The 26,973-nt window shown below is 59.7% G+C and carries 21 protein-coding genes; 13 read left to right on the top strand and 8 right to left on the bottom strand.

Translation table 11 applies throughout. The features are described from left to right. The first annotated feature begins 28 nt into the window (after window positions 1–28). From CRD13_RS02615 to CRD13_RS02590, 6 genes are all read left to right on the top strand, one after another. Window positions 29–919, top strand: coding sequence for a hypothetical protein (locus CRD13_RS02615; protein WP_255456290.1), 891 nt, complete (start codon window positions 29–31; stop codon window positions 917–919). A 5-nt stretch (window positions 920–924) separates the two neighbouring features. Next, window positions 925–2,061 (top strand): succinyl-diaminopimelate desuccinylase, encoded by a 1,137-nt coding sequence (dapE, locus tag CRD13_RS02610; RefSeq protein ID WP_126107955.1) that lies wholly within the window; start codon window positions 925–927, stop codon window positions 2,059–2,061. 69 nt (window positions 2,062–2,130) lie between these two features. Then, window positions 2,131–2,958, top strand: coding sequence for a TIGR00730 family Rossman fold protein (locus tag CRD13_RS02605; protein WP_048732866.1), 828 nt, complete (start codon window positions 2,131–2,133; stop codon window positions 2,956–2,958). A gap of 45 nt (window positions 2,959–3,003) precedes the next feature. Next, window positions 3,004–3,816, top strand: coding sequence for a dihydropteroate synthase (gene folP, locus CRD13_RS02600; protein ID WP_070652962.1), 813 nt, complete (start codon window positions 3,004–3,006; stop codon window positions 3,814–3,816). Window positions 3,817–4,039: 223 nt separating this feature from the next. Then, window positions 4,040–4,207: a DUF3117 domain-containing protein gene (locus CRD13_RS02595; protein ID WP_005509573.1), complete on the top strand. Its 168-nt coding sequence runs from the start codon at window positions 4,040–4,042 to the stop codon at window positions 4,205–4,207. Window positions 4,208–4,520: 313 nt separating this feature from the next. After that, a complete protein-coding gene (locus CRD13_RS02590; RefSeq protein WP_049190045.1) occupies window positions 4,521–5,396 on the top strand; it encodes a methyltransferase domain-containing protein in 876 nt (291 codons plus the stop codon). Between the two features lie 3 nt (window positions 5,397–5,399). On the opposite strand, the gene budA is transcribed toward CRD13_RS02590, so the two are convergent. The 3 genes from budA to glgA form a co-directional block, all read right to left on the bottom strand. After that, on the bottom strand, window positions 5,400–6,149 hold the full coding sequence (gene budA / locus CRD13_RS02585; protein WP_083280597.1) for an acetolactate decarboxylase: 750 nt from the start codon (window positions 6,147–6,149) through the stop codon (window positions 5,400–5,402). Between the two features lie 142 nt (window positions 6,150–6,291). Then, window positions 6,292–7,815, bottom strand: a complete 1,524-nt coding sequence (locus CRD13_RS02580) for a cellulase family glycosylhydrolase (RefSeq protein ID WP_070546829.1) — start codon at window positions 7,813–7,815, stop codon at window positions 6,292–6,294. A gap of 202 nt (window positions 7,816–8,017) precedes the next feature. Further along, a complete protein-coding gene (glgA, locus tag CRD13_RS02575; protein ID WP_070546826.1) occupies window positions 8,018–9,214 on the bottom strand; it encodes a glycogen synthase in 1,197 nt (398 codons plus the stop codon). Between the two features lie 112 nt (window positions 9,215–9,326). Here glgA and glgC point away from each other — a divergent pair, with 112 nt between their 5' ends. Continuing rightward, a complete protein-coding gene (glgC, locus tag CRD13_RS02570; RefSeq protein WP_042388575.1) occupies window positions 9,327–10,544 on the top strand; it encodes a glucose-1-phosphate adenylyltransferase in 1,218 nt (405 codons plus the stop codon). Between the two features lie 294 nt (window positions 10,545–10,838). Here the strand turns inward: glgC and CRD13_RS02565 are convergent, their stop codons facing one another. Beyond that, window positions 10,839–11,513 carry an O-methyltransferase gene (locus CRD13_RS02565; RefSeq protein ID WP_049193703.1) on the bottom strand — a complete coding sequence of 225 codons (675 nt, stop codon included), beginning with the start codon at window positions 11,511–11,513 and terminating at the stop codon, window positions 10,839–10,841. Between the two features lie 158 nt (window positions 11,514–11,671). On the opposite strand from CRD13_RS02565, the gene sigE reads away from it, so the two are divergent. From sigE to tatB, 4 genes are all read left to right on the top strand, one after another. Further along, window positions 11,672–12,325 carry an RNA polymerase sigma factor SigE gene (gene sigE, locus CRD13_RS02560; protein WP_070429357.1) on the top strand — a complete coding sequence of 218 codons (654 nt, stop codon included), beginning with the start codon at window positions 11,672–11,674 and terminating at the stop codon, window positions 12,323–12,325. A gap of 51 nt (window positions 12,326–12,376) precedes the next feature. Beyond that, window positions 12,377–12,769, top strand: a complete 393-nt coding sequence (locus CRD13_RS02555; protein ID WP_239271898.1) for an anti-sigma factor — start codon at window positions 12,377–12,379, stop codon at window positions 12,767–12,769. Next, window positions 12,769–14,088, top strand: coding sequence for a trypsin-like peptidase domain-containing protein (locus tag CRD13_RS02550; protein WP_187401228.1), 1,320 nt, complete (start codon window positions 12,769–12,771; stop codon window positions 14,086–14,088). Before CRD13_RS02555 ends, CRD13_RS02550 begins: the two co-directional genes overlap by 1 nt. Window positions 14,089–14,178: 90 nt before the next feature. Next, a complete protein-coding gene (gene tatB, locus CRD13_RS02545) occupies window positions 14,179–14,733 on the top strand; it encodes a Sec-independent protein translocase protein TatB (protein WP_070429355.1) in 555 nt (184 codons plus the stop codon). 244 nt (window positions 14,734–14,977) lie between these two features. Here the strand turns inward: tatB and CRD13_RS02540 are convergent, their stop codons facing one another. Beyond that, window positions 14,978–16,111 (bottom strand): Mrp/NBP35 family ATP-binding protein, encoded by a 1,134-nt coding sequence (locus tag CRD13_RS02540; protein ID WP_049193006.1) that lies wholly within the window; start codon window positions 16,109–16,111, stop codon window positions 14,978–14,980. A gap of 318 nt (window positions 16,112–16,429) precedes the next feature. On the opposite strand from CRD13_RS02540, the gene CRD13_RS02535 reads away from it, so the two are divergent. Beyond that, complete coding sequence (locus tag CRD13_RS02535; protein ID WP_255467756.1) at window positions 16,430–16,912, top strand: general stress protein; 483 nt, start codon at window positions 16,430–16,432, stop codon at window positions 16,910–16,912. A 43-nt stretch (window positions 16,913–16,955) separates the two neighbouring features. Here the strand turns inward: CRD13_RS02535 and CRD13_RS02530 are convergent, their stop codons facing one another. Beyond that, the gene (locus CRD13_RS02530; RefSeq protein WP_187401226.1) at window positions 16,956–18,179 is read right to left on the bottom strand and encodes a magnesium and cobalt transport protein CorA; all 1,224 of its coding nucleotides are present in this window, start codon (window positions 18,177–18,179) and stop codon (window positions 16,956–16,958) included. 43 nt (window positions 18,180–18,222) lie between these two features. On the opposite strand from CRD13_RS02530, the gene CRD13_RS02525 reads away from it, so the two are divergent. After that, on the top strand, window positions 18,223–18,978 hold the full coding sequence (locus CRD13_RS02525) for a hypothetical protein (protein WP_187401225.1): 756 nt from the start codon (window positions 18,223–18,225) through the stop codon (window positions 18,976–18,978). Window positions 18,979–19,330: 352 nt separating this feature from the next. On the opposite strand, the gene CRD13_RS02520 is transcribed toward CRD13_RS02525, so the two are convergent. After that, a complete protein-coding gene (locus CRD13_RS02520) occupies window positions 19,331–22,999 on the bottom strand; it encodes a multifunctional oxoglutarate decarboxylase/oxoglutarate dehydrogenase thiamine pyrophosphate-binding subunit/dihydrolipoyllysine-residue succinyltransferase subunit (protein WP_070858429.1) in 3,669 nt (1,222 codons plus the stop codon). 103 nt (window positions 23,000–23,102) lie between these two features. Next, entirely contained in the window at window positions 23,103–26,939 is a 3,837-nt protein-coding gene (locus CRD13_RS02515; protein ID WP_187401224.1) for an ABC transporter ATP-binding protein, read from the bottom strand. Between the last annotated feature and the right edge of the window lie 34 nt (window positions 26,940–26,973).

The raw sequence follows: 26,973 nt of genomic DNA, 5'->3' as shown, positions 1-26,973 counted from the left end.
CCTAGCTGGCCTTGAAAGCACACAGAAAATGAAGCAGTGGTTCTTAGTTAGCCTCATCATTGCTGTCAGTGTGCTCGGACTCGGCTTCGTCCTGTCCCTGCCGGTGGTCTTCTATGTCGGATTCGCACTGCTGAGTGCTTGGATTCTCGCCGTAGCCAGCTTCTTTGGTTTCGTTTTGCCGCCGCGAGCAATGCCAATTGGCGCAGTCGGTGTGGCTATTGCCGCAGTGGTTGCGCTCATCGCGCCGAACCGTCTTGTGCTGGTTATCGCAGTTGCCATCGCAGTGGGGCTCGGCGGTGGCATGATCGCCCGTCTTCTGCTGGAGCGCAAGAACCGCGATCAGCAGGCACGCATCGATGCCCTGCCGATGTGGGAGCGCGATGAGCTGGGCGATGTCGCCGAAACGCTTCGTCCTGCTTATCGACGAGACATCGATCCCACTCCAGTGCAGCTGCCACACGCAACGGCCAAGATTGTCGCGGCCGTCTGTAAGCCGCTGGCCGGTTCTACGGTGATTGTCAGCACGAATGAGCTGCGTCCGGTGATTGCGGTCTATGGCTCCCGTGTAGCTGTGGTCTATGGTCCCGGCGCGGGCGTTGTCGAGGAGGATGGCGGAAACGGAGAGGCGACCGATTCTGCGGGGGAGGAGCGGGCGCCGGGGTCGTCGACAAGCGAAACTCCGGAGGCAATCATTGCCCAAACTCTCCCGGAAGGAGCGAAAACCCTGGTCTTTGAGGTGGCTGATGGGCTTAAGCGCTCGGCGGAGGGGAGAATTGGTGTGACCTCCGCCGAACCGCATGAGCTGGCGTTGTTCCTCGGTGGTGGCGCGCCCGCCAATGGGGATGCGATCAATGGTCGTGCGGCGCATATTCATCACAAAATTCTGGTTTCGCTGGCGCACAATGGTTTGTACGCTTAATTGATGTGAAATCGAAGTTAAATCTGCTCCAAGATCCTGTAGACCTCACGGCGGCACTGGTGGACATCGAATCGGTGTCCCACAATGAGACCGCGATTGCGGATGCCGTCGAGGCGGCATTGCGTGAGGTCGCGCAGGCAAATGAGTCGATTGAGGTCCTGCGCATTGACAACAACGTGATTGCGCGGACCCATCGGGGGTTGCCGCAGCGCGTGATTTTGGCAGGACACCTGGATACGGTGCCGACTGCGGACAATGTGCCCTCGACGCGTGGGGTAGACGCGCAGGGGCGAGACACACTGTTTGGGTGTGGAACTGTGGATATGAAAAGCGGTGACGCAGTCTACCTGCATGCTTTTGCGACGCTGGCGGCAAGCCAGGAGTTGCAGCGCGACCTGACACTCATCATGTACGAATGCGAAGAAATCGCCGCGGAGTTCAACGGGTTGCGGCACTTGAGTGAGTCGCATCCGGAGCTCCTGGCTGGCGATGTCGCTTTGCTGGGCGAGCCCAGCGGCAATGTCATCGAAGCCGGCTGCCAGGGCTCTATTCGCCTGCGTCTGACCGCTCACGGCACACGTGCACACTCGGCTCGGGCGTGGCTCGGCGACAACGCCGTGCACAAGTTAGCACCGGTGCTGTCACGCATTGCCGCCTATGAACCGCAGACCGTGGATATCGACGGCTTGGCCTACCGCGAAGGGCTCAACGTCGTCTGGCTGGAGGCCGGGGTTGCCACCAATACGCTTCCCGACGAGGCGGTGCTGCGAGTCAACTTCCGATTCGCGCCCAACCGCAGCGCCGATGAGGCCATGGCACACTTCCGCGAGGTGCTGGGACTCGACGAGTTTGCGGCCGAGGACCTCACCGTCGATGTCGAGGATGTGAGCCCTGGGGCACTACCGGGACTGCATGCGGCTGCTGCGAAGGAGTTGGTTGCGGTCGCAGGCGACGTCGTAAAGCCCAAGTTTGGGTGGACCGATGTGGCGCGTTTTTCCGCGCTCGGCATTCCTGCAGTGAACTTTGGCCCGGGTGATCCGGCGTACTGCCACAAGAAGGATGAGCAGATTCCGGTCGAGTGCATTACGGCACTGTGGGAGGACCTGCGGCGGTACTTGACCACCGCGCCGGTGGCTGGGTGAGCCTAGAATCACACCCTGCCCTCGCTGAGCGGGTGCGCGTATGTCATTGCTGGCATACATTGTGAGGTTATGAAACCTGTACGTACTCCGTCCCCAGCTAAGCGCCGCGCACTCCGCGGCCCAATCGCGATTCGACAGGCGGGCGAACCGCAGGCGTCTACGACCGACCGCAGGCTGTTGTCACACAATCCGAACACGGACTGGCTGCACAACGACACCTGGCGTGTGCTGCGCATTCAATCGGAATTCGTTGACGGCTTTGGTGCGTTGGCGGAGATTCCGCCGGCGGTGACGGTGTATGGTTCGGCGCGTTTGCCAGAGGACAGCCCGTACTACCAGTGGGGCTTCGACCTGGGCAAAGCACTGGCGGAGGCGGGTTACGCGACCATCACTGGTGGCGGCCCGGGCATCATGGAAGCCGCCAACCGCGGCTGTTACGACGCCGACGGCCTTTCCATTGGGCTGGGCATTGAGCTGCCGCACGAGCAGCACTTGAATGACTGGGTCGACCTGGGCATGAACTTCCGCTACTTCTTCGTTCGCAAGACCATGTTCCTGAAGTACTCGCAGGCGTTTATCTGTCTGCCGGGTGGATTCGGCACGCTCGATGAACTCTTTGAGTCACTGGTGATGGTGCAGACCGAGAAGGTGGAAAATCACCCAATCGTGCTGCTGGGCACTGAGTTCTGGTCGGGGCTGGTCGATTGGATGCGCGAGAAACTGGTGGCCATGGAGCTGATTTCTCCGACTGATATGGACCTTTTCCTGGTCACCGACTCCATTGAAGAAGCGGTCGAGTACATCGAGGCCGCGCACGAAAAGTTGATGGAAGAGTGCGAGCCGACCTCTGACGTTCCCGAAAAGCTCCGCCGAGTCCGTCGCTTCAGCGAGAGGTAAGACGCTGTGCGGAGTTTTTATCAGGACTCCGCGGTGCCGACGGTGATGGCCATCGTCAATCGCACCCCGGATTCCTTCTATGACCGTGGCGCAACGGCTGCGGAGGAGGCCGCGCTTGCTCGCGTCGACGAAGTTGTAGCTACCGGCGCAGGCATTGTCGATATTGGCGGCGTCAAGGCTGGTATCGGTGCGGAAGTAACTGTTGCCGAGGAGATTGAGCGCGTGGTGCCGACCATCGCGAAGGTCCGCGAGCGCTATCCTGACCTGCACATCAGCGTCGACACCTGGCGCGCCGAAGTCGGGGAGGCCGCCATCAAAGCTGGCGCCAACCTCATCAACGACACTTGGGCAGGCCATGACCCGGAGCTGCTGGAAGTCGCTGGCGCCCACGGGATGGGTTACGTCTGCTCACACACCGGTGGAGCACTGCCACGCACCAATCCGGTTCGCGTGCGTTACGACGACGTCGTGGACGATGTCATCTCAGAAACCGGCAAGCTCGCCCAGAGGGCAGTGGACGCTGGCGTGCCGGAGGACCGCATCCTCATCGATCCCACCCACGACTTCGGCAAGAACACCTACCACGGCCTCGAACTTCTGCGGCGCTGCAATGAGCTCGTGGCTACAGGATGGCCGGTGCTCATGGCGCTGTCGAATAAGGACTTCGTCGGTGAGACTTTGGACCGCCCGGTCGAGCAGCGTGTGCCCGGCACCTTGGCTGCGACCGCCCATGCGGCAGCTGCCGGCGTTGCGGTGTTCCGTTCGCATCAGGTGTCCGAAACCCTTGATGTTTGCCGTATGACTCTGGCTATTTCCGGTGATTTTGCGCCACTGCATCCGGTGCGTGGGCTGGTGTAAGGGGCGTAGTTTGAGGCGCTTCACCCATGCCGCTGCGTGAAACAAAGGACTATGATGAAGAGAAGTAGTCGAAAATGCCGACAGGGATTCTAAACCGGGATCTTGAGCCGGGGTCGTAGACCGAGGTCTTGAACCGGGATTGTCAATCTCCTGGCTACCACAGCCGAGCTGGGGTGGCTGGTCGTCTCCTGCATCGACATTGTCTTAGAACGAAGGAGTTCACATGGCAGCAATGAAGCCGCGTACCGGTGATGGTCCGCTGGAGGCAGTTAAAGAGGGCAAGAAGATTGTAATGCGCGTCCCCGCAGATGGTGGTGGGCGCCTGGTGGTGGAACTGTCCCCGGAGGAAGCCAAGGAGCTCGGTGCAGAGCTTGTAGCAGTAGTGGAGTAGCAGAGTAGTGGGGTATCGGGTAGAGGCCGGGTAGAGGCGAGCCTGTCCGGTTTTGACCCAGCGGCGACCTACACAGGTGGTGTAGGTCGCCTTTTCTTCTTCAGGTGATAACGGCTCGAATGGAGGGGTTATGAACAAAAAGTACGGGCTGCAAATGTGAAACTGTGGGAGTTTATGACACTTTCAAGCCAGTTTTCGGGCAATTTTTGTCATAAACGTAGTCAGTAACTCGCATTGGAGTTACTTGGCTGAGCTCGTCACGGGCTAAGATAGTGAAAATTATTTTTCTAGCTCAGTTTGAGGAGTGACCGACGTGCTAGCTGACATCATTGATGTGCTTGCTGACCCCATCGATGGCACTGATTTGAAGTTTGGTGATGCCGAACGAATGACTCTGAAGTCCGAATCCGGACATAGCTATGATGTCGCCCGCCAGGGTTACGTTACGCTCGCCGGTGGGGCTGGTCTGCGCTACACCGGCGATGACGCCAAGATGATTACCGCCCGCGAGGAGTTCCTCTCTGGTGGCCACTATGCTCCATTCGTTGAGGCAGTTACAGGCAACGTCCAGGATGTGCTTGACGACGCCAACGTGTCCGAGGCCGCCAGGCCAGTCATCTGCGAAGTCGGTGCGGGCACTGGTTACTACCTCGCACACACGCTGGACAGCATTCCCAATTCCCGTGGTGTAGGCATTGATGTGTCTGTGCCGGCCGCCAAGCACCTGGCCAAGAGTCATCCGCGACTCGGTGCGGTTGTGGCCGATGCGTGGGCGCGTTTGCCGCTGCGTGATGGTTCCATCGATGCGCTTACGGTTGTCTTCGCACCTCGCAACGCGGAGGAGTTCGCTCGCGTGCTCAAGCCGGGCGGCCAGGTTGTGGTTCTGACGGCCACTACTGGTCATCTGGGCGAGCTTCGTGAGCCACTGGGCATCATCGATGTCGAGCGCGGCAAGGTCGAGCGCATGATTTCCCAGGCCGAGGGGCACCTCGTGCCTGTTGGCGACCCGGAGCTGGTGGAGTTCGGTATGAACCTCAACCAGAGTGCAATCGCCGCGCAGATCGGTATGAGCCCGTCGGCACGCCATATTCACCCGGAGGTGCTGCAGGAACGCATTGCAGCGCTACCTGCAGAGATGTACGTCACCGCCCGTGCCTACGTCACCCGTCTGGGGCGCCCGGGCGACTAGCGCCTACTCCTTGACCTCGGTTTTGTGAATCTGCTCATCCAGGTCTTCCGGATCCAGGTCAGCATCCGAGAATTCCGCCGTTAGCGGAAGGCGAAGCTGCAGGTCAGTGCCCGGGCACAGTTCGATAGTGCCCGAGCGCAGCTTAAAGTCCAGCACATGCCCGCCGCCGGTGCCGCCTTCCGCGAGGAAGTGCACGTGACAGCCGGGCACCGAAATTCCCTTCTCATAGACCGGCGTGCGGAAGCCCGCAATCGTGCCCTGCAGGTTCTCAAAATCAACCGAGGCGTCTTCTTCCGTCGCATCAACCATCTTCTGGTACGGCTTTTCCTGCTTTACGACGGTTCGAGTCTTCACCCACTCAAATTCGCCGGTAATCCGCAGTGCGTACATAAAGTTTTGGCTCGGCACCAGGGAATCGATGATGGGGCTAATTTCCTTGCGAGTCAGGTTTTCCGGCGCATCCATCACCGTGTGCGGGACGAAGTTGGTCACCACCGTGTAGGGGCTGCGCTGATCCATGGTGGCCCGGGTCGCGGAGCCGTCGTGACGCACCTGCCAGCAGACCCCGTCGAGGATTACCATTTCGCCATCGAGGCCGTCGAAGGTACCGATGCCGAAGTTTCCATGACCAAGGATTTCGCCAATGGTCATCTCGCCGTCGTAGATGCCATCGAGCAGTGCGGACATCAGTGAGTTTTGGAAAATTGTGTGTCGGACCGTTGGAAAATTCTCGTGAGTGGTCATGGAAGCCATTATATTCGCGATATTTGTAGCCCAAGCTGGGGCGGGTCGTCTGTTAGATGTCCGATCGGCTTGTGGGTAAGGAAATCGTGGCAAGAAAAACGCCCTGCGGAAAAATCCACAGGGCGCGATTTGGTGAATCGAGCGGTTGGTTCTACTTCGGCTGGATGGTGACTGTCACTTGGTCAGCAGTGGAGACGATATGAACGGTCTGGCCATCGGCAGCGACAGTGGCGTGACCGCCTTCGACATTCACTGTGAACCCATTCGGGAAGTTGATCGAGGGCACAACGAGCTCGCTGGTGGAACCAGGTGCGAAAACTCCGGTGCCGTCGACGCGGTTATTGTTCCAGCTGGCCTGGTAGACACGGGTGTCGCGGTTCCAGTCGGTAGCTTGCGGGGTGCCTGCGACCGCTCGCAGGTGTGGAGCGGCGAGGATGGTCATCTTGTCGCGGTTGAAGGCATCGGCACCTACAGGTCCTGGAACAGTAGGGTCGAAGACCATGCCCTGTTCCTTCTGGTTCTGCGTCGTCGGGTCGTTGCATCCGCAGTAGGACCAGTACTGCCAGCCGACCATGTGGCGGCGGGCAAGCGAAATTACGCCATTGAGGGTATCGGCATCGTCGGTCGCACCGAACTCGGACAGCAGTGTGGCCGAGCCGTTACCGGATGAGACGATTTCCGCATTGTCGAAGGTACGACCATCGAAGAAGTCACAGCCCGTGTAGGTGTTGAACAGGGCATTCGTGGTGCAGTAGACATGCCAGCTGAGGGCCGTACCAGCGGTTTCAGGAACCTCCGGGGCTGCCGGATTCGTGTTCAATCCGGTGTTCCACATGGAGTAGGGCTCGTAGTGGACAATAGCGTCCGGGTCCTTGTCGACAATCTGATTGGCAGCCTTCTGGTGCAGTTCATCGAGCTTTTCCTTAGCCGGGCCGCAGTCGCCGAGAGCCAGATAGCACAGTGGGTATGCGGAGCCTGGCCACGGTTCATTTATGATGTCGTAGCCCATCAGTCCCGGCATGTCGCCAAGGCGTTTGGCGACATGGCCCCACATGGCTGCGTAACGCTCCTGCAACCCAACGCCGCCTGGCCCTTCGCGGTTATTCAGGAAGTTGTCGTATGCCCTAATGAGTCCGATATTGAGAGCCTGGTTAGCGGGGAAGCCAACCTTTAAGAGGCTGGGAACCCCGTCGTCAATGACAGCCCAATCCGGGGCAAATTCGCCTTCGAACTTCTCGTTGTACATGTCCTGGTGGGCATCGACCAAGACCGCGATTCCACGCTCAGTGAGCATGGAGATAGTGCGGGCAATGGAATCCAGGTATTCGTCGTTGTACTCGCCGGGCTTTGGCTCTACTGCTTTCCAGATAATGCCGACTCGCATGGAGTCGAAGCCCTGCTGCACGAGCCAGTCAGCATCGTCCTCGTTAAAGCCTCCGGCCTCTGGGGTGTAAGGATCGTGCTTGTAGACGATGTTCGATCCCTGAGTGAGGAAAGCACGGCCGTCACCGTCGGTAAACCAGCGACCGGACTGTCCAAGGGGACCACGCTCGGTGATGGTAGCGGTACTAGGGGATGGGGCTACTTCTGTAGCGAGCGCCTGATGCGGTACTGCACCCGCTAGCGCTATGGCAATGGCGGCACCAACTGCTGCCACCTTCTTAGTGAATCTCATACTCAGTATGCTATTGACCAGGAATGATAAATTCAGCCAAAACTTAAATTAGGTTTAGGAAAGTGGGCAAAGGCATAAGTAAATGTCCTGAACGGGGTTAGTAAAAAGGCTAAAAAAGGCCCACCGCTTCCTTCTCGGAAGCGATGGGCCTTATGAGGAGACTCCGTTCGCCGCGCATCCGTGGCGTCTCGCAGACAGCCAGCTACATCAAAGACTTATAGACCTCGACGGTCTGCTGAGCGATGTTCTCCCAGCTAAACACATCTTCAGCGCGCTTCTTACCCGCCTGGCCAACCTTGGCAGCGCGGTCGCGGTCGGCGACCATGTTGTTGACAGCGGCAGCGATGCCTCGTTCGAAGCCCTCCGGATCGGACTCGTCGTAGTGAACCAGAGTGCCGGTTTCACCATCGACGACAACCTCCGGAATACCGCCGACATCAGAGGCGACAACGGCGGTGCCACAGGCCATAGCCTCGAGGTTAACGATGCCCAGCGGCTCGTAGATGGACGGGCAGACGAAGGAATCCGCGGCCGTCAGAATCTCCTGGATCTTCTCCTTCGGCAGCATGTCCTGCACCCAGAAAATGCCATCGCGCTTCTCCTGGAGGTCATGGACGAGCTGCTCAGTCTCCTTCGCGATTTCCGGGGTGTCCGGAGCGCCGGCGCACAGAACGAGCTGCACACCGTCGTCGAAAAGCGATGCGGCCTTGACCAAATGAGCGACACCCTTCTGACGGGTGATGCGGCCGACGAACGCGACCATCGGGCGAGACGGGTCAACGCCGAGCTCCTCCAGGACAGACCAGCCGTTCTGTTCCTTGGACTCTTCCCACGTCGGGCGCGGGTACCACAGCTCGGTGTCGATACCGTTCAGGACAACGTGGACCTTGTCGGGGGAGATACGCGGGTAGGCATCCAGGATGGCGTCCTTCATGCGCGCGGAAACAGCAATGACAGCGTCTGCGTACTCCATAGCATTGCGCTCGGACCAGCTGGAAACGTCGTAACCGCCGCCAAGCTGCTCGCGCTTCCATGGGCGGTGCGGCTCCAGTGAGTGCGCGGTTGCCACATGCGGAATGCCCTTGAGCAGACCAGTGAGGTGACCGCCCAGGCCCGAGTACCACGTGTGAGAGTGGACGACATCAATGTCGGTTGCCGCGGCGGCATTTGCCATGCGCAACCCCGTGGACAGCGTCTTAATCGAGGCGTTGGCATCCTTCAACTCCGGGTCAACGCCGTGGACATATACATCCGCCTCATCGCGAGGAGCACCCATGCAGTGCACATCGACGTCAACGCCGTCGAGGCCGCGCATGAAACGAGTCAGTTCAGTTACGTGAACACCTGCTCCGCCGTAAATCTCCGGAGGGTATTCCTTGGTCATCATGGCAACACGCATAGTTCCAGCGTAACCAGATTTGACAATTTCCGTCGCTTGATATGCCTGGGTGTGGGTAGCGGGGAGGGGAGACTGGCAGCGAGGAACGTAAATCGCATATAGGTTGGTTGGTGTGAGGAGTCAACCACATGTTTTGTCCATTGTCCTTGCCGGTGGCGAAGGCAAGCGTCTCTTCCCGCTGACGGAAGACCGCGCTAAGCCCGCCGTGCCTTTCGGCGGTAGCTATCGGCTTATCGACTTCGTGCTGTCGAACCTGGTCAACGCAGGTTTCTTGAAGATCTGTGTGCTGACCCAGTACAAGTCCCACTCGCTCGACCGTCACATTTCGCAAGCGTGGCAGCTGTCTGGCATCACCGGCCAGTACGTCACCCCGGTGCCGGCTCAGCAGCGTCTGGGTAAGCGCTGGTTCACCGGTTCGGCGGACGCGATTCTGCAGTCGCTGAACTTGGTTTACGACGAGGATCCGGAGTACGTCATCGTCTTCGGTGCCGACCACGTCTATCGCATGGATCCGCAGCAGATGCTGGAGGCCCACATCGAGTCTGGCGCTGGCGTGACGGTCGCTGGTATCCGCGTCCCGCGTTCTGAGGCCAGCGCATTCGGTGTCATCGATGCCGATGACAACAACCGAATCACCGAGTTCCTGGAGAAGCCGGCTGATCCGCCCGGCACCCCGGATGACCCGAACTCGACGTTCGCGTCGATGGGTAACTACATCTTCACTACCTCCGCGCTTATCGACGCTATTAAGCGTGACTCGGAAGATGAAAACTCCGACCATGATATGGGCGGAAACATTATTCCGATGCTGGTAGAGGAGGGCGAAGCTTTCGTCTGGGACTTCAAGGACAGCTACGTTCCGGGTGAGACCGAACGTGACAAGGGCTACTGGCGTGATGTCGGTACCATCGATGCCTTCTACGAGGCCAACATGGACCTGATTTCCGTCCACCCGGTGTTTAACCTCTACAACAAGAAGTGGCCAATCCACACCTTCTCAGAGGAGAACCTGCCTCCGGCCAAGTTTGTCCAGGGCGGTATTGCTCAGGCTTCGATGGTCGGTGCTGGTTCGATTGTCTCCGGTGGTACGGTCCGCAACTCGGTGATTAGCACCAACGTTGTGGTCGAGGATGGCGCGACGGTGGAGGGCTCGGTTCTCTTCCCAGGCGTTCGCGTCGGCCGCGGAGCAGTGGTTCGCCATGCGATTTTGGACAAGAACGTTGTAGTTTCCGACGGCGCCATTATCGGTGTCGATCCGGAGAAGGACGCAGAGCGCTTCAAGGTCAGCGCTGGTGGCGTTGTGGCCGTTGGTAAGAACCAGGTTATCTAGACTGTCTGAGTCCGACCGGCTGAAAAGGCACGTACCGTGGGGTACGTGCCTTTTGCCTTTAACCCTTTTTGCTACCTAGTTGCTACCTAGCCCCAAAACTGGCAGCCCTAAAAGTTGCGGGCTGCACCTGTGAATATGGGGTGCGCATGTGAATACGGGCATGGGCTGCAAATGTGAAACTGTGTGAGTTTATGACACTTTCAAGCCATTTTTCGGGCCATTTTTGTCATAAACGCAGTCAGTAAGTCGCAGTGGCCCACCGCTGCCGCTAGCCGGCCGGCCAACAGTAGAAAACTACTTCTTCACCAGCACAGTGGTGCCAGCTGCTAGAGGTAGGCGCATCACGTAAGCGTCGTCAAGCTGGAGCATATATTCGTCGGCTTCGCGGGCAGCGACGGTGTCACGGTCAGTGCGTGACGAGTCAGCGACAGTGCCGTCGAGGAGCGCGCCGGTCAGGACGAGCGCGCCACCGGAGCGAAGCAGCGGCCAGGCCTTTTCCTGGGCGGCGCGGAGGATCGCCGGGGCGACGTCCAAGTAGACCAAGTCGTAGGAGTCGGCGGCCAGTCGATCCATGACCTCCAGCGGCTGCGAAGGCAGGAAGCGCTGTCGGTTGGGGCGGATGCCTGCGGCTCGGAAAGCGGACTTTGCCAGAGACTGGTGCTCGAGCTCCGGGTCGATGCAGGTGAGAACGCCGTCATCGCCGAGGCCGGCGGCCAGGTGCAAACCGACTACGCCTGCCGCAGGCGATGCGATGACAGCGGCGGGGTGACCGTCGCGGCGGGCACTGGTCAGAGCCATGAGCGAGGTCAAAGCGGCGCCGGTCATCGTATCGGGGACGGCAACTCCGTATTCGCGAGCGCTCTCTCGGGCGCTTTCAAGGGCCTCGGAGACTACGGTCGTGTTGTTGACGTGCTGTGCAATAGCGTCACGTGCGGATAGCGGGGTAGCAGAAGAACTCGTTTCGGACACGTTCTATAGCGTAGGAAAAAACTTCGGGCAGGGCAGCGGGGCGCGCCGGTCAGTGCCGGACTAGGTGGGTAAACAAGCCTCAAGTTTGTCTGGACTCTCAAACTATTTTCAGGGTAAGGTCACTACAAACCTAAGGTTGGTAAGGAACACTGAACCTCATGCCCGAACGAGTCAAGTCCGAACGAGTCAGCGTAGGCGCCAGCCGCGAGGACGCCGCGTCCGCTGACGTAACTGAGCAACTGTCCGGCACCGCGGCTTTTGACGCAGGTGTGGGGGAGATGCCGTCGTGGTCGGAGCTGGTCCAGGCCCACGCGGATAGTGTTTATGGGCTCGCATATCGGTTGACTGGTAACCAGCAGGACGCGGAAGACCTGACGCAGGAGACATTCATGCGTGTGTTCCGCTCGCTGAAGTCATACCGTCCCGGCACTTTTGAAGGCTGGCTGCATCGGATTACCACTAACCTGTTTTTGGATATGGTCCGGCATCGGCAGGTCATCCGGATGGAGGCGTTGCCGGAGAACTACGACCGCGTCCCGGGTACGCTGAAGACCCCGGAGCAGGCCGTCGATGACGCGATGCTCGACCCGGATTTGGAAATCGCGCTGGCTGAGCTGCAGCCGGACTATCGCGCGGTGGTTGTCCTCTGTGATGTGGTGGGGCTGACCTACGAGGAAATTGCCAGCACCCTTGGGCTCAAGATGGGCACTGTGCGTTCGCGTATTCACCGGGCACGTTCCAGCTTGCGGGCGACGTTGGAGCGCCTGGAGAAGGAACGACAGGAGCTGCCGGAGTCGGTCACCGCAGGCTAGATTTCCCGCACTCAATCCGCGGGAGCGGCTATTGTGGGGCTAGTTAAATAGGTGCGATTTCTGGAGGTGCTGCAGTCTGTGATTCAGCAGGGCGATGACAAGCGTTTTTTGTCAACGGAGCATCTCGGCACCGAGGCGATTGCCGCTTTTGTTGACGGCGAGTTGTCGGTCGTAGCTGAGCGTCGTGCGCAGGCGCACCTGATGGCATGCCCGGAGTGTCGCCGGGAGGTCGCGAAGCAGCGGCAGGCAGCCAAGCGTCTGCGTGATAGTGCGCCCTTGCACATTCCAGCTGAGCTGCGCGCTCGTATTGCTGATTTCGCAGGCAGTTGCGAGGACTCAGAGCCCCATCGGTCGGCGCGGCATCTCACGCACCGTCCGCCGGAGTCGCTGAGTGCCGCGTTGGAGCAGATCGTTCGCGGTTTTCGTAAAGGTGGTAGTCACTAGTGGGCAAACATCGCTCTTTCGATGATTCCGCGTTCGCCCCGGACTCCGATCGTGCCGCCGCAACTGGCGGGTTACAGCGTGCTCCAGGGCAGAAGCTTGACGACGACACCAGTGCGACCGCCCAAGAGTATTCGCCGTGGCAGGATTCGTCGTCACGCATGACGACGGGGCGTCCAGCCCGCAAACCCGAAGCGAAAAAGAAGCCTCGCCCGAAGACGGCTCCCCGCGTCAGCGCGCGGGAAGTGATTTTTGGCCGCGAGGTGCCGTGGCGTGTGATTGCGGCATCGTCGGCCGTGGTGCTGCTCATTGGCGGTGTTGGCGGCTTTGTTGGCGGTTGGGCTGGCAAGTCTTTCCGCTCGGACTACCAGCGTGTGGAGCTGCAGCAGATCGAGGGGCGGCCGGGCAACGGTGATTTGACTGAAATCGGCAAGGTGGCGGAGGCTCTTCGTCCCGCGGTGGTGTCGATTGTGGTCAGTGCCGGTGAGGTCTCGGGCGTGGGCTCGGGGTTTGTCATTGATGGTGACGGTCATATTTTGACGAATAACCACGTCGTTTCGGCGGTGGCGGACCGGCAGGATATGCAGGTCTCCGTAACGTTTTGGGACGGCGGAAAGCTGAAGGAAGTGCCGGCCAAGATTATTGGCCGCGACCCGAAGACCGACCTCGCTGTGATTAAGGTCGAAGATGTTGCGGGGCTGACTGTGGCGCAGCTTGGTGATTCCAACGCGGTTGCGGTCGGTGACACAGTGATTGCGATGGGCTCGCCGCAGGGGCTTGGCGGCACGGTGACCTCGGGCATTGTCTCGGCGCTCAATCGCCCGGTGCGCCTGGCTGCTGAGGGGACCGACACGGACGGTTACGCCGATGCGATTCAGACCGATGCCTCCATCAACCCGGGTAACTCGGGTGGTCCACTGGTGGATATCCGCGGTGCCATTATCGGTATTAATACGGTGATTTTCAGTAGTTCGGGTGGCTCACAGGGGTTGGGCTTTGCGATTCCAATCAATTCAGCCGTTGCCATCGCGGAGCAGCTCATCGCCGGTGAGCAGCCGGTTCATCCGGGGATTGGCGTGACAGCGCGCACGGTTTCCAATGGCGCACTGACTGGTGCCGAGATTGCCAGCATCCTGCCGGGAGGCGTTGCCGACCGGGAAGGCCTGCAGGAAGGCGATGTGATTACGGCTGTGGGAGACCGCGCGGTATCGTCCGCAGATGAGCTCACGGTGGCGCTGTGGACTGTTGGCGCTGGTAATGAGGCGGTATTGAAGATCGTTCGCCACGGAGCCGAGCTGGAGGCGAAGATCACGCCGGAGTAGGGGGCGCTGGTTTCTGCGGATTTAGCAGATTTGGTGGATTTGGCCACGCAATGCTGCATGCGAGGTGCACTGTAACTAAGGTGGTATAACGTGTTTTCTAATGTTGGCTGGGGCGAGATTCTTGTCCTCTTTATCCTCGGACTAATTCTCATCGGACCTGAGCGGTTGCCGAAGGTAATTGAGGACGTCCGCGCATTGCTCTTGGCTGCGCGCACCGCAATCAATGACGCACGCGATAACCTCTCGGACGAGTTCGGCGAAGACTTCGACGATCTTCGCAAGCCGCTGCAGGAGCTCAACGATCTCCGTCGTCTCAACCCGAAGACCGCCATCACCAGGACGCTTTTCGACGGCGATGACACCTACCTGGACATGCTCTCCGGTAAGCCCGCAGCGGGTGGTGGCGGAACTGGTGCAGCCGGAGCTGCAGGAGCGGCCGGGCCTGCGGGTCAGCAGTACCAGCAGTCCAATACGAACCAGCCAGTGCAGCCGGCTCCGTCGCAGCAGCCGCTCCCGCAGCCGGGGACGTGGCAGGATCCAGTTGCCCAGGCCCGCCAACAGCAAGCACAGCAAACACCACAGCAGCCGCAACAACCTCAGCAGCCCCGTGGGGTGCAGGCCTGGGTCGACGACGACAACCTATAGAGGTTGCAAACCGTTCCCGACCGCAAGTTACTGACTAGGTTTATGACACTTTGAGCACAAATTTTGCCACGAAAGTGTCATAAACCTAGTCAGTAAGTGCACGCAGCCGCTTTGATGGATGCACCACCGAAAGCGCCCACAACACATACGCCCCAGACACCGCAGCCGCAAAAGCAGACGCCCCCTTCCCGGCACCGAAAATACCGGGGAGGGGGCGTCGCTGTGATCGTCGTAAAGCGAAGGCCTACTTCGGAGTTACGCCCAAGCCGAGCGACTTGCCTGCGAGCGACTCGCGACGAACAACCAGCTTGTCAGCGATAGCGTTCAGGGCCTCGCCCGCGCCCGAATCCGGCTTGGACAGGACAATCGGGGTGCCCTTGTCGCCGCCTTCGCGTAGCTCTGTGTCCAGCGGCACCTGGCCGAGCAGCTCGACCTTTCCGCCGGTGATCTGGGTAAGACGACGGGCAACGGTCTCGCCGCCACCTGCGCCGAAGACCTCCATCTTGGAGCCGTCCGGCATCTCCATCCAGCTCATGTTCTCGATGACACCGGCGATGCGCTGGCGGGTCTGCAGCGAAATGGTGCCGGCGCGCTCTGCGACCTCGGCGGCGGCCATCTGCGGGGTAGTAACAATCAGCAGCTCAGCGTTCGGCACGAGCTGCGCCACGGAGATGGCGATGTCGCCGGTTCCCGGGGGCAGGTCGAAAAGCAGGACGTCCAGGTCGCCCCAGAACACGTCCGCGAGGAACTGCTGGATAGCGCGGTGCAGCATTGGCCCACGCCAGACAACCGGTGCGTTGTCGTCGACGAAGTGTCCGATAGAAATCAGTGACACGCCGTGCGCCTGCGGAGGCATGATCATGTCGTCGACCTGGTGTGGCTTTTCCTCGGAGCCCATCATGTGCGGAATGGAGTGTCCGTAGACGTCGGCATCGAGGACACCGACAGACAGGCCCTTCGCGGCCAGCGCGGCGGCGAGGTTCACGGTCACGGAGGACTTACCGACGCCACCCTTACCGGAGGCGACGGCGAACACGCGGGTGCGGGAGTCCGGCTGGGCGAATGGGATCACCGGCTCGGAGGCGGTGCCGCGGACGGCGTTGCGGAACTCGCGGCGCTGCTCGTCATTCATCACATCGGTGGTGACGGTGACGTTGCCAACGCCCTCGATACCGTTCAGCGCCTCTTCGGTGCGCTCGATGATGGTGTTTTTCATGGGGCAACCGGCAATGGTGAGGTAAATCTCCACGGCCACGTCATTGTTGTCCGCCACCGAGATGGACTTGACCATGCCAATCTCGGTAATCGGGCGACGTACCTCAGGATCTTCGACCTGCGCCAGGGCGGTGCGAACTTCAGCTTCAGTAATCGTAGACATTATGTAGTGAATCTTATCGTGAGACCCCGCAAGACAAAGAACTACTGACAAAATCAGTAGTTTGCCGCTTCACGACGGTCACAGCGACCACCCCTCCGGCAAGCGCGGTGGCGGTGGAACGGGCGGCGGACCAGGCGGTGGAACAATTGCCAACCGTCTGACGTTGTCCTTGATAGAACGCTTTATAGCGATAGTTTTAGCAATATTTTTAGCAACTGAGTCACCTTTTACTGTGACAACAACTGCAAGGGAACGGTGAGAGTACCGATGGCAAATGGGGAAGCGGGCAGCGGTTGGGGGAGCGGCCGGGAACAGAGCATGAAGTCCCGGTTGCCTCAGCGCCAGGTGCCCGAGGGGTGGCCGGTGGGCAGTTTCACCAACTACTCCGACGCGCAGGCGGCGGTGGATTCGCTCAGTGATCGCGATGAGTTCCCGGTTTCCGACCTCACCATCGTCGGTGTTGACCTGATGCAGGTGGAGCGCGTGGTCGGCAGGCTGACTTGGCCGAAGGTGCTCGGTGGCGGCGCGCTGTACGGCCTGTGGATGGGCCTGTTCTTTGGCCTGATTCTGGGCCTTTTCCAAGAGGATTGGGCCAGTCCGCTGATTGTTGGCCTCGGCATGGGCGCCATCTTCGGCATTGTGCTGGCCGCAGTTCCGTACGCAATGCAAAACGGCAAGCGGGATTTCTCTAGCACTACGGAGATTGTTGCTCGTCGCTACGATGTCCTGTGCAATCCCCGCAATGCCGAGCGGGCCCGTGACCTGCTGGCGCAGCGGGCTCTCGGTGGGAACCGCGGGTAGGTTGCTGTATCCGTCGTAAAGCGATGCCTGCCAGAAGCAGTGTCTACAGCCACTTGTTGCGGCGCAGGACCCACACCAAAAACGCCACGATGGCAAACATGATGGCCAGGACGATGAAGTAGCCGTACTCCCAGTGCAGCTCGGGCATGTGGTCAAAGTTCATGCCGTAGATGCCGGCCAGGGCGGTCGGGACGGCGAGAATAGCCGCGTACGCCGAGATGGTACGCATATCCTGGTTCTGCTGCAGCTGGATTTTCACGGCGGCGGCGTCGATGAGGGCGGAGAGTCGTTCGTCGAGTCCGGAGACGAGGTCCGCGGCGGCGAGCTGGTGGTCGAGAACATCGGAAAGATAACGGCTGACGTCCTTAGGCATGATGTCTTCCCGCAGATTCATCAGGGAGCGCAGCGCCGGTGTCAGCGGATCGATCGCGTGGCGCATCTCCAGGATCTCTCGTTTGAGGATGTAAATGTCCTCAATATCCGAATCCAAGTTCGGCTCGAAGACTTCGTCTTCCATGATCTCCACGCGATCTTCCAGCTGCATCGCGATGCGCAGGTACGCGTCGACGAGGTTGTCCGTCAGCGCCCACAGCACGCCCGCGGGGCCGTAGTCGATGGCGTCGGTGGTGTTCTCCACGCGTGCGCTAATGCGCTGCATATCCGAGCTCGGCATGCCCATGCGAATGGTGATGACGTACTCCGGGCCGATGACAATCATCAGCTGGCCAGAGCGAATGATCTCATTTTCGTCATCCGCGAGACCTTCCGGGGAGTAGTGAATCGAGCGAATAACAAAAACTACGTGATCATCGTGGATCTCAATCTTGGGACGCTGGCGGTTAGTCAGTGCGTCCTCCACCGTCAGCTCATCCAGCCCGTAAAGCTCAGCGATGGCATCCATCTGTGTCGCGTTGGGGCGCGACAACGACAGCCACGTGAAGCCCTCACCAAAATTCCGTACCTCGGACAGCCCGGAGAAGTGGTCGTAGGTGCCGGGCAACCGCTTGCCGCCGATGTAGACGCCGCAATCGCGCAGGGCATCGCGCACCGCCCTCGACTGTCCTGTTCCTGTGCTTGACGACGAGCCGTTGGTGCGCGTCACCTTCGAGACAGCCGACTTCGCTGCGGATTTAGCCGCATTCGTCGCCCGAGCGGTTTTACCGGGTTTTGCTGTGGCCGACGGTTTTTGGCTTTGACCGGCCGAGCTAGTTCGCGGATTGCGAGCCTTCGCCGAAGCGCTGATGTTGCGGCTTTTCTCTTCGCCCATTCTGGGTGACCTCACAATCCGTTCGTAGGTTACGCTGGTGTCGATGATTGATTTTAGACGTGCGAACGCCGGGTTCCACTTTCGCATCCGCTCAATGGGGTGCAAGGGTAGCTCCACGGCTACTGCGTGCACTTTTACCGCCCTGGCGTTGGTCACTGGGGTGGCGGGGTTCGGTCTTGCCGCATGTTCTGATTTGGATCCGCAGATGCCCGTTCCTCCCGAGCAGGAGGCGGTAGTGACTGTCGGGGCAGACCTACGCAACCCTGAGCAAGCAGCTCTTGCGTACGTGTATGCGCAGAGCTTTGAGAGGATAGGTCGGCAAGCGGAGGTCGTTGGCATTCGCAATGCTGACGACCGGTTGCGGGCCGTACGCAATGAAGCGGTCCTGGTCTCCTTCGGATGCACAGGTGAGCTACTCGGCCTGAGCGACCCTGCGTCGGCGGCTTCACTGGCGGAGGAATACGCCGACGACTCCACCCCGGACAAGCAGTTCAGCGGAGAGTGGCGCGACCGCGTGTACGACGCATTTTCGCGGTCGCTGCCGGGCGAAGTAATGGCCACCGACGCGGGCATGGCACAGGGCTGCGCAGATGTGTCAGCTGACAATGCTGGGGCTGACTTGCCGCAATGGCTTGTGCCTTTCTACGTCAAGCCAGCGCTGGACCGAGATGATCGAGTCCGCGTGCTCAATGAAATTGCGGGTTCGCTGAGCACTGAGGACTTAAAGCTGATGACCCGGGCTGTGGCTGGTGGCGCCAGCCCTGAGTTGGTCGCTCAGGAGTGGCTGGATAAGGCGTAGTCGGGGTGGCGGGGGCTAGTTGTGGCGGTATCGGACGTGTATCTGCTGTTGGCTGCCGCCAAGTTTGTTGATTAACCCATGAATGCGGGCTGCAAATGTGAAACTGTGCGAGTTTATGACACTTTCATGCCATTTTTCGGGACATTTTTGTCATAAACGTAGTCAGTAACTCGCATTGAGGACTAAGTAGTAAATGGTGCCGACCCGGTGGCACGCCGACCGGACACGCTTTTTGACTATTCGCCCTTGATGCCTGGCAACGATCGCCCAAGCAACAAGAAAGGGGCTCCAACCGTTCGGGTGGAGCCCCTTAGCGTTTACACGCCAACTGGCGAAGACCAGTCAATGAGACCTACTTGAGAGCCTCTTCCAGCAGAGCCTTCTCCTCAATCTGGTGGACCTTAGCCACACCAGTTGCGGTGGAGGACTGTGCACGGCGGGAAACGCGGGTCAGCTTCGGCATATCCGGCAGAACCTCTGGGAGGTTCAGTGCCAGGAACGGCCACGGACCCTGGTTAGCCGGCTCATCCTGAACCCAGCGGACTTCCTCAAGATCCGGGTAGGACTCGAAGATGTCGCGGAGGCGGTTGTGCGGCAGCGGGTGCAGCATCTCCAGGCGAGCGATTGCAAGATCGTCGCGCTTGTCCTTCTTACGCTTCTTCTCCAGCTCCCAGTAGATCTTGCCGGAGCAGAGCAGCAGGGTCTTGATGCCGGACTTGTCCTTGGACTCGAAGTTCGGGTCATCGATGACCGAGCGGAACTTGTTCGGGTTGGTGAAGTCCTCGACAGCAGACGCTGCCATCTTGTTGCGCAGCATCGACTTCGGCGAGAACACAACCAGCGGACGGTGCAGGTCGGACAGGACGTGGCGACGCAGCAGGTGGAAGTAGTTAGCCGGCTCGGACGGCTGAGCAACGGTGTAGGAGCCCTCGGCTGCGAGCTGCAGGAAGCGCTCGATACGTGCCGAAGAGTGGTCCGGGCCCATGCCCTCGTAGCCGTGCGGTAGCAGCAGAATCAGCTTGGAGGTCTGACCCCACTTGGCCTCGCCGGAGGAAACGTACTGGTCAATGGTGGTCTGAGCGCCGTTGGCGAAGTCACCGAACTGTGCTTCCCAGAACACTGCTGCGTCCGGGTTACCCAGGGTGTAGCCGTACTCGAAGCCCATGCCTGCGTACTCGGTCAGAGCCGAGTTGTAAATCATGAAGCGACCACCGTTCTTGGACTTACCGTAGGCGTCGATCGGGTTGTATTCCGAACCGTCCTCGGAGTCAATCAGAACTGCGTGGCGAGAGGTAAAGGTACCGCGGCGGACATCCTCACCTGCGAAGCGGACGTCGATGCCAGCACCGGTGAAGGAGCCGATTGCCAGCAGCTCGGCCATACCCCAGTCGATGCCACCTTCCTGAGTCATCTCCGCGCGCTTCTTAGCGACCGGCGCAACACGCGGGTGAATCTTGAAGCCCTCAGGGAGGTTGACGTAAGACTGACCAATCTCGACGATTTCAGCCTTCTCGATGCCGGTCTTCAGACCATGCGGCAGCGGCTGAGAGCCTGCAATACCGGACTGTTCGCCCGGCTTTGCGTCCTGTGCTGCGCGGACCTCGTTGAAGACAGCTTCCATCTGGTCGTGGAAGTCTCGGCGAACTGCCTCGTACTCTTCCTCGGAAATGTCACCGCGACCAATCAGGTCCTCGGTGTACTGAGCGCGGACGCTTTCCTTTTCGTCGATGACCTTGTACATCAGCGGCTGAGTCATGGACGGGTCATCGGCCTCGTTGTGGCCGCGCTTGCGGTAGCAAACCAGGTCGATGAAGACGTCCTTGCCGTAGCGGTTACGGTACTCAACAGCCAGCTGGCCGACCCAGACGACAGCCTCCGGGTCGTCACCGTTGACGTGGAAGACCGGGCAGCCGTATGCCTTGGCGATGTCGGTTGCGTAGTAGGAGGAGCGACCGGAGTCCGGCGAAGTGGTGAAGCCGATCTGGTTGTTCACCACGATGTGGACGGTACCGCCGACCTTGTAACCACGCAGGGACATGAGGTTCAGGGTCTCCTGGACAATGCCCAGGCCGGCGAAGGATGCGTCACCGTGCAGCAGCAGCGGCATGACGGAGTAGCCCTCTTCGCCCTTGTTGATCTTGTCCTGGCGTGCACGAGCAAGACCCTCAACGACCGGGTTGACGGCCTCGAGGTGGGACGGGTTCGCAGTCAGGGTGACGTCAATCTCGCCCTCGCCGAACATCTGGATGTGACGGCCAGTAGTACCCAGGTGGTACTTGACGTCACCAGAACCGCCGACCTGTGCCGGGTCGATGTTGCCTTCGAACTCGGTGAAGATCTGGCGCAGTGGCTTGCCGACGATGTTTGCGAGCACATTCAGTCGACCGCGGTGTGGCATACCGATGACGACCTCATCCAGACCAGCACCAGCAGCGGTGTCGATGGCGGAGTCCATCAGCGGAATCAGCGACTCTGCGCCCTCAAGGGAGAAGCGCTTCTGACCGACGTACTTGGTCTGCAGGAAGTTCTCGAATGCCTCTGCGGCGTTTAGCTTCTGCAGGATGTACTTCTGCTCAGCGTGGGACGGCTTTGGCTGGCCGCCCTCAATGCGCTCTTCCAGCCACTCGCGCTCTTCGCGGTCGAGGATGTGAGCGTACTCGGAACCGACCTTGAGGCAGTATGCGTTGCGAAGGCGAGAGAGAACCTCGCGCAGCGTCATCGTCTCCTTGCCGCCGAAACCACCGACGTTGAAGGTACGGTCCAGATCCCACAGGGTCAGACCGTGTTCCTCAATATCGAGGTCAGCGTGGTTCGGAGCAGAAGTATTTGGCTGGTCAGAACGCAGCGGGTCAATGTCAGCCAGCAAGTGACCGCGGGAACGGTAGGCCTCAATCAGACGCATGACGCGGGTGTTCTTGTCAATACCCGTGTTCGGCAGATCCTGCGCCCAACGGATTGGGGTGTAAGGAACATGCATGGTCTGGAAGATGTGGTCCCAGAACTTGTCGTCGACAAGCAGATTGCTCATCGTGCGCAGGAACTCACCGGACTCTGCACCCTGGATGATGCGGTGATCGTAAGTAGAGGTGATGGTCACCAGCTTGCCGATGCCCATCTCTGCCAGACGGTCCGCGGAAGCACCGGCGAACTCAGCCGGGTAATCCATGGAGCCGACACCGATAATCGCGCCCTGCCCCTTGGTAAGGCGCGGGACGGAGTGGCGAGTACCGATACCGCCCGGGTTGGTCAGGGAAATGGTGACGCCCTGGAAGTCCTTACCGGTCAGCTTGCCGTGGCGAGCACGAACGACGATGTCCTCGTAGGCGTCGACGAACTGCTTGAAGGTCAGGGTTTCACACTCGCGGATAGCAGCAACTACGAGCGAACGAGAGCCGTCCTTAGCTGGCATATCAATGGCCAGGCCGAGGTTAATGTGCTCCGGGGTAACCAGAACTGGCTTGCCGTCAACCACCTTGTAGTTGTTGTTCATGTCCGGGTGGAGCATGACAGCCTTCACCATGGCGTAACCAATGATGTGGGTGAAGGAGATCTTGCCGCCGCGGGCGCGTGCCAGATGATTGTTAACCAGGGTGCGGTTTTCAAACATCAGACGTGCCGGCATATCGCGAACCGACGTAGCGGTCGGCATCTCCAGGGAGACATCCATGTTCTTAGCGATAGCCCGTGCGACGCCCTTCAGAGGCTCCTCGCCGGATTCAACAGCCGAAACCTTGGCTGCTGCATCCATTGGGGACTTCTTTGGCTTCGGGGACGCCGGCTTGTTCGGGGTCTTAGTGGGTTCGACTCCCTTGGATTCACGACGTCCGGTTGCCTTAGCTTCCTCCTTCGTGGCTGCTGCTGGCTTTGCCATATTGGAAAGGTCCTCGCCCTTTTGGGACGGGGTGTGGGTTGCGAAGAATTCGCGCCATTCCTGACCCACAGACTGTGGATCCTTCTGGAATTGCTGGTACATCTCGTCGACCAGCCATTCGTTCTGGCCGAAGCTCATGTCGCTGCTCACGGCAGGTACTCGCCTCTTTTCGTCTTAGTTTTACTAACTCACGTTTATTCTAATTAGCGCAAGCGTCAAAGTGTCATTCAAGGATAACGAAAATTCTGAATTACTACACCGTCGCGCTCCCCATATGGTACTTGCTCCAGAGCTCTGCGTATTGGCCACCCGCCGCTAGAAGCTCATCATGGGAGCCGTCTTCGACAATACGCCCGTGGTCAAGTACCAAAATCCGGTTGGCCCGAGCCGCTGTAGCCAGGCGGTGGGCCACAATAATTGCCGAGCGTTGACGCGACGCACGGTCAGTGGCTTCAAGGATTGCCGACTCTGTTGCAGGGTCGAGTGTCGCGGTGGCTTCGTCGAGAAGCAGCAGTTCAGGACGCATCATTTCGGCACGAGCGAGTGCGATGAGCTGACGCTGTCCGGAGGAGAGCCCTCGGCCATCTGGGCCGACGGGGTGGTGGAAGCCACCGGGCAGGCTGGCAATGGTGCTGAGGGCACCGACGTTTTTCGCGGCCTGCTGAATTTCAGCATGACTGCTGTCTGGCCGACCGTAGGAAATATTTGTTGCTACTGTCCCCGAAAACAGGTGTGATTCTTGGGGGACATAGCCGAGGGTTCGTCGCCAATCGTTAAGAGGGAAGTCGCGGATGTCAGTTTCGGAGGCTCGCACCACGCCGCCAACTGGGTCGTAGAAACGGGCAAACAACTTAATGATTGTCGATTTTCCGGCGCCGGTGGATCCGACAATTGCGACTGTTTCTCCGGCAGGAATCTGTAAATCGAGAGCATCGAGAACCTGCGGGCGTTCGTGCTCAGAGTTGGCGGCGGGGTAGGAGAAAGTCACCTTGTCTAAGCGCAAGTCGCCAGCAGCTGCGCGGGACGCGCCGTCAGTAGTGCCGTGATCTGGCATGGGGGCGGTCTGTAGGAGGTCATCAATGCGATTGAGGCCGACCTTCGCCTGCTGGTAGCCGTCGAAAACATGGGACAGCTGCTGAATCGGGCCAAAGAGCATTCCCAGGTACAGCGTGAAGGCGACGAGTACGCCGGGCGTCGTAGTTCCCGAGGCAACCTGTTGGGCACCGACAGCCAATACCGCGGCCGTTGCCAACTCAGAGACGAAGTTGATGCCGGGGAAGAATAGAGCCACAGCCAGCTGCGCTCGCTGACGGATTGCGCGGTACTTGTTGGATTCCTCGGCAAAGGAAGATTCGATATCGGCGACGCGGTGGTACATCTGAATCTCGCGAAGCCCACCAATGGTCTCCTGAAAATTAGCGTTGACCAAGGAGAGCTGCTCGCGTGCAGACTTGTATAGGCGCGAGGAGATTCGGCGGAATACCAGGGTGGCCACCACAATGATGGGAAGCGATGCCAACGCCACCGCGGCGAGTGACACCTGTGTGGCAAGCAACAGTGCTGTGACACCGAGCAGAGTAAACGCGGCGATTGCCCCTTCTGCCAGTCCCGTTTGCAGGAAAGAGGAGAGCGCATCGATGTCGGTTGTCATCCTCGTCATGATGGCGCCCGAGCGATTGGCCTCGAAGTAGTTAATGCCAAGCGACTGCAGGTGACGGTAGCAGCGCACACGCAGGGCATAGAGCAGCCGCTCACCAGTGCGCGCAGTAATAACAGCATTTGTGGCTACGGCAAGCCAACTGATGAGGACCGTCGCCAAGCCACCTGCGGCGCAGGCCCACAGCACGGCCTCATTGTGCTCACTGATGCCGTGGTCAATGGCGTAGCGCACGAGCATGGGGAACGCCAGATCGGCGACGGCAATGAGGGCGAGCAGCGCAATGACACTTATAAATAGGCCACGGACATAGGAGAGCAGCCGGCGCAGAGAAAAAAGCTCGGAGTTGTCGAGTGCCGCAGCGGGCACACGCGGTTTTTCGGTAGCGGGTGGGAGGTTTCGCACGCGCTCGAGAAGCTCAGGCGTCGCAGGAGCATTGGCGAGAGCCGCCCCCATGCCACCACGACCACCGCCGCGGCCACCTGGACCACCAGGTCCACCTGGACCGCCTCCGGCTCGGCCAACCCCGCGGCTCATTTGAGAAGTGGCACCTCCGAGACGGCGGGAAGAGGTGTCTGATGTGGAGTCGTCGGCGGTTGGAGCGGTTTCGTCGGGCCAGAGTTCCTCAGGGCTGGGGTCTTCACTGTCGATGGGGTCGAGAACAAGGTTTTCGATTTCGGGGTAGGCGCTCTGGTCGATGTCCATCAGCTCGGTGAAGCGCGGATGAGAAGAAATCAGTTCGGCCTTGGTACCAATGCCAGTGATGGCACCGTCTTCGAAAATGGCGATGTGGTCCGCCTGCTCGAGAGTAGAAGATCGATGCGCCACGATGACGATAGTCGTATCCGCCAGCTGCGAGGTTAGCGCGTTGAAGATTTCCAACTCTGTTGCAGCATCGATTGCTGAGGTCGCGTCGTCGAGAACCAAAACTCGAGGACGGGCGAGGAATGCCCGTGCTAACGCGACGCGTTGAGCTTGTCCGCCGGAGAGATTATGCCCGCGCTCGCCGATGGCTGTGTCCCACCCCTGAGGCAGGTCGTCGACGAAGTTGACCTGGGCGGTGGTCGCTGCGGCGACAATCTCTTCCTGGGACGCCGCGGGATTGGCGAATGCGATGTTCTCACGCAATGTGCCCGCAAATAGATAAGGAGTGTCCGGAACGACAGTAATAGCGTCATATACGTCGCTGGAGAGAATGCGCGCGGTATCTGTGGATGTGCCGTGGCTGGGCGCATCGATAGTGATAGTTCCCGAATCCGGCAGATAGTGACGGCCGAGTAACTCCGTGGCGATAGTCTTTCCGGACCCCGGTGGGCCAATCAACGCTAAGGTCGCCCCTGGCGCGACGGAGAATGAGACATCGTCGATAAGCGTGCGTCCGCCACGGCTGTGAGTGACGTGGTTGAAGGTGATGCCAACAGGGCCGTCGGGGAGAGGAAGCGCGTCGGTGGGTTCGGGGTTGTCTGGTCGGGCGTCGATGACATCGGAAATGCGGTCGATGCTTGCCGACGTCAGCTGTATCGAGATGACCATGTTGGAGACCAGACGCGACAGGGCAGTCAGGCTGGTGAGATACGTGGCAAAAGCTACGAACGTGCCTAGGGTGATGTGTCCGTTAATCGCGAGCCAGCCACCGACCGCGATATTTCCGACGAGGGACAGTTGCGGCAACGACTGTAGCGCCGGTTGGAATCGAGCGCTGAGTTTTGCCGCTCGCAGGCGTAGGGAATAGAGGAGCGACGAGTTACGCTCCATCTTCGCAACTTCGTTGTCACCCTGCGCAAACGCCTTAACAACGCGGATGCCGGAAACGGTTTCCTCGACTTGTCCGGCGATCTCGCCTGCTTGCTGTTGGGCAGCCCAGGTTGCGGCATGGAGTTTGTCACGAGAATTCACTGCAATGTAGACAATCGCTGGCACCACGGCGAGGCCGACCAGTGTCAGGGGCAGCGAGAGGGCGAGCATGATGCCGATTGTGATGAACAGCTTGACGACGGATCCCAGTGTCAACGGCAACATCGCCAGTAGTCCGGACACTGCCTGGAGGTCGGAAATTGACCGCGATACAACCTGGCCGGTGTTGACTCGGTCTTGTGCTGGACCATCGAGGTTTTGTAGGGAGCGAAGGATCTTTAGTCGCAGGTCGTGCTGAACATCAATGGAGAGTTTGCCGGAGAAGAATCTGCGCCCCACCTGGGCGACGAAGCGTACTAACGCGATGGCCAGAAAGACGGAAATGACTGCCTGCAGGGGAGTTAGGGAAGGCAGTAGGCGCGCGGGGACACCGCCATCGGAAGAGCCCGTTGCCACATCAATGGCATCTCTAGTGAGAAGCGGAAGTACGGACTCCAGCCCGACAACGATTAGCGCTGCGACAACGACGCCATAGAGCGGTAGTGGCCTGTGAAGAGACTGTTTCCACAAGAACTTCATGGGAGAGGTTCTGAGGGGTTTGCTCTGGGCCATG

Origin of the sequence: Corynebacterium sp. LK26, assembly GCF_014335085.1 — a bacterium.
Taxonomy (GTDB): domain Bacteria; phylum Actinomycetota; class Actinomycetes; order Mycobacteriales; family Mycobacteriaceae; genus Corynebacterium; species Corynebacterium jeikeium_D.
Note: the sequence above shows the minus strand (reverse complement) of the source record. Positions and strands in the feature narration are given on the sequence as shown.